The organism is Bradyrhizobium sp. ORS 375, from assembly GCF_000239775.1.
GTDB lineage: Bacteria > Pseudomonadota > Alphaproteobacteria > Rhizobiales > Xanthobacteraceae > Bradyrhizobium.
Map to the genome: position 1 here is coordinate 1 of NZ_CAFI01000453.1, position 11,722 is coordinate 11,722.

General features: G+C 65.3%; 11 protein-coding genes. 2 read left to right on the top strand and 9 right to left on the bottom strand.

The features are described from left to right. Positions 1–314: 314 nt before the first annotated feature. Both BRAO375_RS30250 and BRAO375_RS30255 read right to left on the bottom strand, forming a co-directional pair. On the bottom strand, positions 315–644 hold the full coding sequence (locus tag BRAO375_RS30250; protein WP_009031232.1) for a hypothetical protein: 330 nt from the start codon (positions 642–644) through the stop codon (positions 315–317). A 62-nt stretch (positions 645–706) separates the two neighbouring features. After that, positions 707–1,636 (bottom strand): hydrogen peroxide-inducible genes activator, encoded by a 930-nt coding sequence (locus tag BRAO375_RS30255; protein WP_009031233.1) that lies wholly within the window; start codon positions 1,634–1,636, stop codon positions 707–709. A 227-nt stretch (positions 1,637–1,863) separates the two neighbouring features. Here BRAO375_RS30255 and katG point away from each other — a divergent pair, with 227 nt between their 5' ends. Beyond that, positions 1,864–4,044 (top strand): catalase/peroxidase HPI, encoded by a 2,181-nt coding sequence (gene katG, locus BRAO375_RS30260; protein ID WP_009031234.1) that lies wholly within the window; start codon positions 1,864–1,866, stop codon positions 4,042–4,044. Positions 4,045–4,131: 87 nt separating this feature from the next. On the opposite strand, the gene BRAO375_RS30265 is transcribed toward katG, so the two are convergent. After that, positions 4,132–4,947, bottom strand: coding sequence for a lytic murein transglycosylase (locus BRAO375_RS30265; RefSeq protein ID WP_009031235.1), 816 nt, complete (start codon positions 4,945–4,947; stop codon positions 4,132–4,134). Positions 4,948–5,258: 311 nt separating this feature from the next. On the opposite strand from BRAO375_RS30265, the gene BRAO375_RS30270 reads away from it, so the two are divergent. After that, entirely contained in the window at positions 5,259–5,855 is a 597-nt protein-coding gene (locus BRAO375_RS30270) for a PepSY domain-containing protein (protein ID WP_009031236.1), read from the top strand. Positions 5,856–5,955: 100 nt separating this feature from the next. On the opposite strand, the gene BRAO375_RS30275 is transcribed toward BRAO375_RS30270, so the two are convergent. The 6 genes from BRAO375_RS30275 to fba all read right to left on the bottom strand — a co-directional run bounded on the left by BRAO375_RS30275 (position 5,956) and on the right by fba (position 11,716). Then, the gene (locus BRAO375_RS30275) at positions 5,956–6,651 is read right to left on the bottom strand and encodes a TetR/AcrR family transcriptional regulator (protein WP_009031237.1); all 696 of its coding nucleotides are present in this window, start codon (positions 6,649–6,651) and stop codon (positions 5,956–5,958) included. A 150-nt stretch (positions 6,652–6,801) separates the two neighbouring features. Continuing rightward, the gene (locus BRAO375_RS30280; RefSeq protein WP_175345398.1) at positions 6,802–7,524 is read right to left on the bottom strand and encodes an HAD-IA family hydrolase; all 723 of its coding nucleotides are present in this window, start codon (positions 7,522–7,524) and stop codon (positions 6,802–6,804) included. A gap of 16 nt (positions 7,525–7,540) precedes the next feature. After that, positions 7,541–8,464 carry a CbbX protein gene (cbbX, locus tag BRAO375_RS30285; protein WP_009031239.1) on the bottom strand — a complete coding sequence of 308 codons (924 nt, stop codon included), beginning with the start codon at positions 8,462–8,464 and terminating at the stop codon, positions 7,541–7,543. A gap of 178 nt (positions 8,465–8,642) precedes the next feature. Beyond that, positions 8,643–9,062 carry a ribulose bisphosphate carboxylase small subunit gene (locus BRAO375_RS30290; RefSeq protein WP_009031240.1) on the bottom strand — a complete coding sequence of 140 codons (420 nt, stop codon included), beginning with the start codon at positions 9,060–9,062 and terminating at the stop codon, positions 8,643–8,645. Positions 9,063–9,136: 74 nt separating this feature from the next. Beyond that, complete coding sequence (locus BRAO375_RS30295) at positions 9,137–10,597, bottom strand: form I ribulose bisphosphate carboxylase large subunit (RefSeq protein WP_009031241.1); 1,461 nt, start codon at positions 10,595–10,597, stop codon at positions 9,137–9,139. A 36-nt stretch (positions 10,598–10,633) separates the two neighbouring features. Beyond that, entirely contained in the window at positions 10,634–11,716 is a 1,083-nt protein-coding gene (gene fba, locus BRAO375_RS30300) for a class II fructose-bisphosphate aldolase (protein ID WP_009031242.1), read from the bottom strand. Positions 11,717–11,722: the final 6 nt, after the last annotated feature.

Below are 11,722 nucleotides of genomic sequence, written 5' to 3' on the forward strand. Positions count from 1 at the left end.
GTATTGAGCGGAGCGGCGTCGGGCTTTGCGGCGGCCGACAGCGCCGTCATCGGAGCAGACATCGCCGGCGCATTCGCACCGGCCAGCAGCGCACCTGAAAGGGCCAGCGCCGCCGCGACATTCAAGCTTCGCATCACTAGGACTCCTTGACCAAGATCATCACGCATGACGGCTCCCATTTTGGATGGGGCGCAGTCGTCCGCCGCGACCGCGACGGTGTGGAGCACGTGAGTTGCTCGAAAGCTACGAACTGCTGGTTTGCGCGGCCGTTCCACGCAAAGTACGATCGTTGTCGCGGAACATCGACATGGCAGTCAGTGCCGGCCGAGATTGCTCGAGCTGCCGGAGTTGTCGTCGCCTTGGCTCGCGCTGTTGTTGTTGAGCGAGCCGGTCGCATCGTTCGGAGCCGAGGACGTGCGACCGGATCCATTGCCCGGCGCGGCGGCGGTTGGCGAGCCGCCCTGCCCCATGCCAGTCGTCCCGGTGCTCATGGAGCTGGCGTCGGGCGAAGCCGGCGTCGCGTTGTGCGACGGGCCCGCGCTGCTGCCGCCAGTGCCGCTTCCGCCAGCGCCACCGCTCTGAGCCGAGGCAAACGAGCTGGACAGCGCCAGCGCGGCGGCCGATGCGATCAAGACGAGTTTCATACGAGCGTCCTTCGTTGGAGAAGAACGACAAGGTCGGCCTTTGCCGGACGTTCCTCAGTCAGTCAGCCGCGGCGCTTGCGGGCCTGGCCCGCCGCGGCCTGCTTGCGCAGGCTCTCGGCGGCGCCGCCGACGATTTCGGAGATCTGCAGCAGCTGCTTGGCGAGCGGACTGGTCTTGCGCCAGACCATGCCGATGCTGCGCTGGGGCTGCGGCTCGGCGAAGCGCGCCAGCGACACCGACGCCGAGCGCGTCTCGACGCCGACCGCCATTTCCGGAATCAAGGTCACGCCCATGCCGGCGCCGACCATCTGCACCAAGGTCGAAAGCGACGAGGCATCAAGCATCTCGCGCGGCGCCTGCATGTTGCAGAACGACAGCGCCTGGTCACGGAAGCAGTGCCCCTCCTCCAGCAACAACAGCCGCATCTCGCGCAGGCTCTCGCTGCTCGGCAACGGGGCGCCTTCGTATTCGGGCGGGCGCACCAGCAGGAAGTTCTCCGAGAACAGCGCGACCTCGGTCAGCGACGGTTCCGACACCGGCAGCGCGACGATCGCGGCATCGAGCCGGCCCTCGACCAGCTCGTCGATCAGCTTCGGCGTCTTGGATTCACGGACATGGATGTCGATCTCGGGATGCTTGCGGGTGAGGTCGCCGATCACTTTCGGGAGAAGATAAGGCGCGACGGTCGGGATCATGCCGAGCCGCAGGCGGCCGGTGAGCTTGTCGCGCGAGGCGCGGGCGAAATCGCCGAGCTCGTCGACCGAGCGCAGGATCTCGCGGACGCGCTCGGCGAGCTGCTCGCCGAACCGCGTCAGCACCACTTGGCGGGCATTGCGTTCCAGCAGGACGCCGCCGAGCGCGTCCTCCATCTCCTTGATCTGCATCGACAATGCCGGCTGCGAGATCGCGCAGGCCTCCGCGGCGCGGCCGAAATGGCCGAGACGCGCCAGCGCGTCGAAATAGCGAAGCTGCCGCATCGTCAAGTGGATCATCAGATTATCTTATCGCCCGTCGACCCGAAGTCAATTTTCCCTGACCACAATCCCAGGGTGTATTCATAACGCAGCATCCCGCTCTGCGTTGGGCAGCGTCACAGCATATGCATCAGATAATCTTATCGCTACGATCATCAATCTCAATTTCCCCTGATCGAAGTAGCCGCGTAGGGTCCCGCCACCCACCCCAGGGGGAACAATGCCGTTCAGGTCAGGAGGCAAACATGGATGACGTCAGCAAGTGCCCGTTTTCGGGCGGCTTGAAGGGATTCAAGAACAAGGACTGGTGGCCGAACCAGCTCGATCTGTCGGTGCTGCATCAGCATTCGAACCTCTCCGATCCGCTCGGCGAGGCGTTCGATTATGCCAAGGAATTCAAGAGCCTCGATCTCGACGCGCTGGTCAAGGATTTGACCGCGCTGATGACGGATTCGCAGGACTGGTGGCCGGCCGATTTCGGTCATTACGGCCCGCTGTTCATCCGCATGGCCTGGCATGCCGCCGGCACCTATCGCATCGGCGACGGCCGCGGCGGCGCCGGCACCGGTCAGCAGCGTTTCGCGCCGCTGAACAGCTGGCCTGACAACGCCAATCTCGACAAGGCCCGCCGCCTGCTGTGGCCGATCAAGCAGAAATACGGCCAGAAGATCTCCTGGGCCGACCTGTTCGTGCTGACCGGCAACGTCGCGCTGGAATCGATGGGCTTCAAGACCTTCGGCTTCGGCGGCGGCCGCGCCGACACCTGGGAGCCGGAGCAGGACATCTATTGGGGTCCCGAGGGCAAGTGGCTCGCCGACGAGCGCTACAGCGGCAATCGAGAGCTCGCAGGCTCGCTGGCCGCCGTGCAGATGGGCCTGATCTACGTCAACCCGGAAGGTCCGAACGGCAACCCCGACCCGGTCGCCGCCGCGCGCGACATCCGCGAGACGTTCGGCCGCATGGCCATGAACGACGAGGAGACGGTGGCGCTGATCGCCGGCGGTCACACCTTCGGCAAGACCCACGGCGCCGGTGACGCGTCGCTGGTCGGTGCGGAGCCGGAAGGCGCCGACATCGCGCAGATGGGTCTCGGCTGGGCCAACAAGTACGGCTCGGGCAAGGCCGGCGACACCATCACCTCCGGCCTCGAGGTGATCTGGACCTCGTCGCCGACCAAGTGGAGCAACAACTTCTTCTGGAACCTGTTCGGTTACGAGTGGGAGCTGACCAAGAGCCCGGCCGGCGCGCATCAGTGGACGCCGAAGGGCGGCGCCGGCGCCAACACCGTGCCGGACGCCCATGACAAGTCAAAGCGCCACGCGCCGTCGATGCTGACCACCGACCTCGCGCTGCGCTTCGATCCCGAATACGAAAAGATCTCGCGGCGCTTCCTGGAGAATCCCGATCAGTTCGCCGACGCCTTCGCCCGCGCCTGGTTCAAGCTGACCCACCGCGACATGGGCCCGAAGGTGCGCTACCTCGGCCCGCTGGTGCCGAAGGAAGACCTGATCTGGCAGGATCCGATCCCGGCGCTCGATCATCCCGTCGTCGACGACAAGGACATCGCCGATCTCAAGGCGAAGATCCTGGCGTCGGGTCTCTCGGTGTCGCTGCTGGTATCCACCGCCTGGGCCTCAGCCTCGACCTTCCGCGGCTCGGACAAGCGCGGCGGCGCCAATGGCGCGCGCATCCGCCTGGCTCCGCAGAAGGACTGGGCGATCAACAGCCCGGCTGAACTGTCGAAGGTGCTCGCCAAGCTCGAGGGCATCCAGAAGGAGTTCAACGCGTCAGCCGCCGGCGGCAAGAAGGTGTCGCTCGCCGACCTGATCGTGCTGGCCGGCAATGCCGGCGTCGAGGCGGCGGCCAAGAAGGCCGGCGTCGAGGTGACGGTGCCGTTCGCACCGGGCCGCACCGACGCCTCGCAGGAGCAGACCGACGTCGAGTCGTTCTCGGTGCTCGAGCCGACCCATGACGGCTTCCGCAACTATCTCAGCGGCAAGCAGTGGCTGTCGGGCGAGGAGCTGCTGGTCGACAAGGCCCAGCTGCTGACCCTGACCGCGCCGGAGATGACCGTGCTGGTCGGCGGCCTGCGCGTGCTCGGCGCCAATGCAGGCGGCTCCAAGCACGGCGTGTTCACGGCGCAGACGGACGTGCTCTCGAACGACTTCTTCGTCAACCTGCTCGACATGGGCGTCGCCTGGACGCCGGTCGATCAGGGCGAGCACACTTTCGAGGGCCGCGACCGCAAGTCCGGCGCCGTGAAGTGGACCGCGACCCGCGCCGACCTGATCTTCGGCTCGCACTCGCAGCTGCGCGCGCTCGCCGAGGTCTATGCCAGCTCGGATGCCAAGCAGAAGTTCGTCAAGGACTTCGTCGCCGCCTGGACCAAGGTGATGAACCTGGATCGGTTCGAGCTGAAGGCGTGAGGCGAAAGCCTGACTGACAAATAAGAAGCGGCGCTTCAGTGATGAAGCGCCGCTTTTTGTTTGCAGATGGTTTGGCGGGTGAGCGCCTCACCTCTCCGCGGCCGAGCCGCCGCCGTCGATCTGGCGGCCCATCAGCGCGATCGCCTTCTGATAGACGCCGGCGGCATTCCAGGCTTCGATGGCGGCGAAGTTGGGCTCGCCGGGCTGATAACCGGCGCCGGCCTTCCAGCCATTGGCGCGCAGGAAGTTCGCGGTCGAGGCCAGCGCATTCGCGGCGACGTCGAGATTGCCGACGCCGTAGGCCAGAATGTTCTTCGGCATGAACTGTGTCTGCCCGACCTCGCCATGCATCGAGCCGCGCTGGTTGCCCGACAGCACGCCGCGATCGATCAGCTTCAGCGCGGCGTAGAGCTGCTCGGTGAAGAATTCCGGGCGGCGGCAATCATAGGCCAGCGTCGCGATCGACGACAGCATGTGCTGGTTGCCGCGCTGGCTGCCGAACGCGCTTTCCATGCCCCAGATCGCGATCAACGGCCCGGGCGGCACACCGTAGCGCTGCTCGATCGAGGCGAACATCGCCGCCTGCGACTGCTTCAGCTGCCGGCCGCGCGCGACGATCGCCGCGGCCCCGCGCTTGGCGAGGAACTGATCGAGCGACAGCTGAAAGCTGCGCTGGCCGCGATCGGCGGCGATGGTCGCGGACGCGTAGTTGGTCTGCATCAGCGCCGATATCGCCGTGCCGCCGACGCCCTTGGCGCGCGCCTCCTCGCTGAAATCGCGCTTCCACGCCTCGAAGCCGGCCGGCGACGAGCCGCACTGCGCCGCCCGGGCTCCGCCGCTGAAGGCCGCGAGCAGGGTTGCGGCGGTCAGGGTGATCGTGATGAAGGCCCGGCGCTTTGTCATTGATGCTCCTCTGATGACGTCTTCGCACGCGCGTCTCATGACCTCCGCGTGACATCTGACGCCGGCGCGGCAGTATCGGCCGCCGTGGTGAAATGCCGACAACCTAACTCAGTTGTCGACAAACGCCCAGCGCGGTGCGACTGAGGTTCCCGGCGAGTCCTCGCAGGCATGTGATCGGAGCCAAGGTTCCCTCCCTTGAGGTCGCGTTGACACCCTGGCGACGACACGACTAAAGAAACGAAACAGTTTAGTTCTTAACGTTCGATTCGGATATCGGGCCCACAATGGCCGGGCGATTCGCGGAGCAGCCCATGACACGCAAGGTTCTTGTCGCGCTGATGCTGTCATGCTGGACGGCCCTGTCGCCGGTTGTTGCCCGGGCGACGGCCAACGACGCAGGCACCGCGCAGAACCATACCAACGCACCATCGGCTGACGACCCGGCGCTGAGCCAGGAGGCGATCGATCGCGAGCTCGCCCGGTTCCGCCGATCGGAAGTGTCGCTGCACCGGGCGCTGCGGATCGCCGAGAAGATCCACCCGGGCTCGCGGACCGCCGACATCAGCTTCGAGGGCGGGCTCGACGTCCCCGTCTACAAGGTCCGCACCTTGCGGAGCGGCCAGGTCTGGGAGTTCGACATCGACAGCTCGACAGCCAAGGTGCTGAACAGCGTGCTGTTCTCGACCGTGGAGGGTCTCAGCGAAAGCGACCGCAACAGCCTCGCCGCGCTCAATGGCGTTACGCTGAAGATGTCTGATGCGATCAGGATCGCCGAGCGCTCCGCCGCAGGCCGGGCGATCAGCGGCGGCCTCGTCAGCAAGGACGGCAAGCTCGCCTTCATCGTGGTCGTCGTCAGCGGCAAAGACCTGAAGCAGGTGACGCTCGAACCGACGCCGCGGCGACGCTGACCCGACGCACCTCAACGCATACGAATCGCAGGGGCGAGAGACGTCGCCGGCTGCAACATCATGTCTCTGGCGTCATGCCCTGAGCGTCAGGTCTTGAGCGTCAGGTCTTGGCATATAGCGCTAGAAAGATCTTGACCCGCTCCCGCACGAAGCCGGGCATCTCCTTGCGAATGGTCCTCTCCTTCACGCCCATCAGGGCGCGCATCAGCAGCGGCAGCACGATCAGGTCGATGAAGATCTCCGCCATGGCCTCCGACGCTTTTGACGGCGCGCGCCTGGGCGGCGGGCCGGCGGAGCCGATGGTGTCGGCCAGCAGCACCGCGACCGCATGCGTGGCCCGCTTGCGCGAAAGCTCATGGAATTGGCAGCTGAGGTCGGGAAAGCGATAGGCCTCGCCGATCGTCACCCGCAGCAATCCGATCGATTCCTTCAACGCGCGATCGACGATCGCCGTCGCGAGCCCGGCCAGCTTCTCCTGAACGGTCCCGGGAGAGGGCGTATAGGACGCCCCCAAACTCATCAGCTCGCCGATCGAGCGCTCGACGATGGCGGCAAACAACGCCGGCTTGCCGGCGTAACGGGCATAGATGGTGGGCTTGGAGGCCGGCGCCCGCTCGGCGATCTCATCGATGCTGGTGCCGTCGAAACCGCGCTCGAGAAACACCTCGTGCGCCGCATCCAGGATTCGCTCTTCGATATTGCCGGCCAGGGCCTTTGGCGGCCGCCCGACCCGGCCCCGCAGCCCGACCGAGCGCGCGACATCATTGCGTTTAACCTTGGCCTGCGTACGGGCCATACTCTACGACCTCGACTCGACATGTCAGCATATCGGCAAGGGATTACACGTTCTCAGCCGAACGGCAATAGAACGCCAAATGCGAGGCTGCTATGCGCACGCTGGCGTACATAATCTGACATGCCGGATGCACTCAAACATCAGAAGACATCAAACTATCAGCTCGCTGAGATCGTCGAGCACCGCCAATGCACCATCAAATACATCATCATGAAAATAGAGGCTGCGGGTGATCAGCACGGGAACGCCGGCCCGCACGGCCGCCATCAGCCCGTTACCGGAGTCCTCGACGGCAATGCAGCTCACCGCCGGCAGATCGAGCTGCGACAACACCTCGAGGTAGACGTCCGGCGCCGGCTTCTTGCGCGCGACATCATCGGCGGCAACGACCGCGGCGAATTTTGCCTCCCAGTCCACACCCAGGACGGGAGCGAGCAACGCGTCGATATTGACGCGCGTCGTCGTCGTCGCGATCGCCACCCGCTGCTCGCGCGCCCAGGCTGCATCGAGCAGCTCTCTCACTCCCGGGCGCAGCGGACACCCCTTGTCGGCCATGATGGCGGCGAACCGCTCCGTCTTGATGCGATGGAGCCTGGCGATGACCGCATCGCTCAGGGGTGGACCGGCACGGCGCATCTGGTCGAAAGCACGAATGCGCTCCTTGCCGCCTGCGACGCGCAGCAGCTCCTTGTAGATCCGCCGACCCCAATGCCAGTCGATGCCACCGGCAACAAAGGCCTCGTTGAACGCCTCGCGGTGGATCTCCTCGGTCTCGGCGAGCGTCCCGTCGACGTCGAGGATCAGTGCACCGGCGTCGGCGATGCGGCGCCGGAGGTCATCCATGGGTGAATTCTTCACCAACGCGAGACTCATCACTTCGACTCCGCTCTTACGTCGCCTTGCTGTCGGCTTGGGCAAACACGCGGCTCGCCAGCACGTCGCTGGCTTCGATCGACATCACGTCGTCGGATGTTAGCACACGGTCGAGCCGCGACACCAGACGGTTGGCCTGTCGCAGCCGGACGCGATCCAAGGCATTGCGGATCGAGCGCGCATTGGAGAACAGGGGCTGGGTCCGGCGCACCGTGATATACTTCTCGAAGGCGACGCGGGCCTCGGGGGTAAATCGGTAGTTCTGACCATCGAGCATCATCTCGGCAATGGTCAGGAGCTCGCCCTCCGAGTAATCGGGGAAGTCGATGTGATGGGCGATGCGCGAGCGGAATCCGGGGTTGCTCTGGAAGAACTTCTCCATGCGGTCGGCATAGCCGGCTAGGATCACGACCAGATCCTCGCGCTGCGACTCCATGATCTGCAGCAGGATCTCGATCGACTCCTGGCCATAGTCGCGCTCGTTCTCCGGGCGATAGAGATAATACGCCTCGTCGATGAACAGCACGCCGCCCATCGCCTTCTTCAGCACCTCCTTGGTCTTGGGCGCGGTGTGGCCGATATACTGACCGACGAGATCGTCACGTGTGACGCTGATGACGTGGCCGCGGCGGACGAAGCCGAGCCGGTGCAGGATGCCGGCCATGCGCAGCGCGACCGTCGTCTTGCCGGTGCCGGGGTTGCCGGTGAACGACATATGCAGCGTCGGAAACGTCGTCGCCAGACCCATCTTCTGACGGATGCGCTCCATCAGCAGCAGCGAGGCGATCTCGCGAATCCGCGTCTTGACCGGAGCCAGACCGACCAGCTCACGGTCGAGCTGCTCCAGCACGGGCGCGATGTCGACGCTCTCGAACTCGCGGCGCAGATCGATGGTGTCGACCGGCGTCGCCTGATCGGCGTCCGCCTGCGTAGCCTGCATCATGGGCTCGTCCTCCGCTTGCCGAAGTTCGCACGGGCTGGCGGCAGATCCTCCCCGCGAACTCCGGCAAGCAGGGGTCGCCGTCACATCACAAAAGCAGATTGGACTTCATCAGCGCGGCAGAGCCGGCGCTGAGGTCCCCGCCCCGCAATCGGCAGAGACCTCAGCGCAGCTTCTGTTACGAGTAGCGCTCGCCCTCGGGGCGCTCGGCGGCGTAGGATCGCGTCGAGTAACGCAGATTGCGCCCGACGGTTTCCTGACGGTCGAGCCGGAAACCGGGCTCGTTCTTCGGCCGGTTGACGATGAAGGACAGCCGGATCGATTCCCAGCCATGCGAGGAGTCGAACGCCGAGATGCGGATGTAGCGGTCGCCGTAGATCTTCCGACACTCGGCGAGCTCCCGCATGATGCCGGCGGCATCACGCAGGTCGAACATCGGCAGGCCCCACATTTCCCAATAGGTGTTGCGGGGATGCGGGTCGTCGGTGAACTCGATGTTCACGGCCCAGTTCTTCTCCAGGCAGTACTGGATCTGGGCCGTGATCTGATCGTCGGTCAGATCAGGCAGGAAGGAAAAGCAGCCTTGGGTCACGCGCATGGTGAGATCTCCTGATGTTGGGCTGCCGGGCGAGCCGGGATCCGGCCCGCAACGCGGCGACGCATCGAATGGGGTTAGGCAGCGGGGGTGACGGTCGGAACGAAGTCCGGCGAGTCCGTGGATTCGTAGTTGAAGGTGACGTCCTTCCAGATCTCCAGCGCCTCGCGCAGCGGCGTGCAGGTCTGCGCCGCCTTGGCCAGGATCTCCGGGCCCTCATGCACGTAGTCGCGGCCCTCGTTGCGGGCGAGGATCATGGCTTCCAGCGCGACCCGGTTGGCAGTCGCGCCGGCGGCGATGCCGCGGGGATGGCCGATGGTGCCGCCGCCGAACTGCAGCACCACGTCCTCGCCGAGCAGATCGAGCAGCTGGTGCATCTGGCCGGCATGAATGCCGCCGGACGCCACCGGCATCAGCTTGTTGAGGCTCGCCCAGTTCTGGTCGAAGAACACGCCATGCTCCAGCCGCATCGGATTGAAGTCCTCGCGGCAGATGTCGTAATAGCCGCGCGTCGTGTTCGGATCGCCCTCGAGCTTGCCGACCACGGTGCCGGCATGGATGTGGTCGACGCCGGCGAGCCGCATCCACTTGGCGATGACGCGGAACGAGACGCCGTGCGCGCGCTGCCGCGTGTAGGTCGAATGTCCGGCGCGGTGCAGATGCAGGATCATGTCGTTCCGGCGGGCCCATTTCGCCATCGACTGGATCGCGGTGTAGCCGATCACGAGATCGATCATGATGATGGTCGAGCCGAGCTCCTTGGCGAACTCGGCGCGCTCATACATGTCTTCCATCGTCGCCGCGGTGACGTTGAGATAGGTGCCCTTGATCTCCCCGGTCGCCGCCTGCGCCTTGTTGACCGCCTCCATGCAGTACAGGAAGCGCTCGCGCCAATGCATGAAGGGCTGCGAGTTGATGTTCTCGTCGTCCTTGGTGAAGTCGAGCCCGCCCTTCAGCGCCTCGTAGACGACGCGGCCGTAGTTGCGCCCCGAAAGACCGAGCTTCGGCTTGACGGTGGCGCCGAGCAGCGGACGGCCGAACTTGTCGAGCCGCTCGCGCTCGACGACGATGCCGGTTGCCGGGCCCTGGAAGGTCTTCACATAGGCCACGGGAAGCCGCATGTCCTCCAGCCGCAGCGCCTTCAGCGGCTTGAAGCCGAACACATTGCCGATGATCGAGGCCGTGAGGTTGGCGATCGATCCCGGCTCGAACAGGTCGAGGTCATAGGCGATATAGGCGAAATAGCTGCCCGGCGAGCCGGGCACCGGCTCGACGCGGTAGCACTTGGCACGATACTTCTCAGCCGCCGTCAGGCGGTCGGTCCACACCACGGTCCAGGTCGCGGTCGAGGATTCGCCGGCGACGGCAGCGCACGCCTCGACCGGGTCGACGCCATCCTGCGGCGTGACGCGAAACAGCGCGATCACGTCGGTGTCCTTGGGCTGATAGGACGGCTCCCAATAGCCCATCTTCTTGTATTCCATGACGCCGGACTTGTAGCGATCCTTGCCGCGCACCGTGATCGATTGGTCGTTCATGTGTTCCTCCTGGCTGTTTCGTTGTGGCTGTTGACGTCACGCAGCTTCAGTCATTCCCCCAATTCGCGGATCGAGCGCGCCGGAGCGATAGCGTTTCGCCATCTCCGACAGCGGCAGCACCTTGATCCGGGATGCGTTGCCGGCGGCGCCGAATTGCTCGAAGCGCTCGCGGCAGAGGTCGCGCATCGAGTCCATCGCCGGCTTCAGGAACTTGCGCGGATCGAACTCGACCTTCGAGGACGCGCCGACCTTGCGGAAGATCGCGGTCATCGCCAGCCGGCAGTCGGTGTCGATGTTGACCTTGCGGACGCCGTGGCGGATGCCGCGCACGATCTCCTCGACCGGGACGCCCCAGGTCTGCGGCATCTCGCCCCCGAACTGGTTGAACATGTCCTGCAGCGATTGCGGCACTGAGGAGGAGCCATGCATCACCAGATGGGTGTTGGGCAGCCGGCGGTGGATCTCCTCGATCACGTTCATCGCGAGGATCTCGCCGTCCGGCTGGCGCGAGAACTTGTAGGCGCCGTGCGAGGTGCCCATCGCGATCGCCAGCGCATCGACCTTGGTGGCGCGGACGAAGTCCACCGCCTGGTCGGGATCGGTCAACAGCTGGTCGCGGCTGACCTTGCCTTCGAGGCCGTGGCCATCCTCCTGCTCGCCGCCGCCATGCTCGAGCGAGCCGAGCACGCCGAGCTCGCCCTCGACCGAGGCGCCGACCCAATGCGCCATGTCGGTGACACGGCGGGTGATGTCGACGTTGTACTCATAGTCGGCGGCGGTCTTGGCATCGGCCTTGAGCGAGCCATCCATCATCACCGAGGTGAAACCATACTTGATCGCAGTCGCGCAGGTCGCCTCGTCGTTGCCGTGGTCCTGATGCAGGCAGAGCGGGATCTGCGGATACATCTCCTCCAGCGCGTCGATCATCTTCGACAGCATGATGTCGCCGGCATAGGACCGCGCACCGCGCGAGGCCTGGATGATCACAGGCGCGTCGACGGCGGCGGCCGCCTCCATGATCGCGAGCCCCTGCTCCATGTTGTTGATGTTGAAAGCCGGCACGCCGTAGCCGCGCTCGGCGGCATGGTCCAGCAATTGTCTGAGCGTGATCCGCGCCATGCTTGG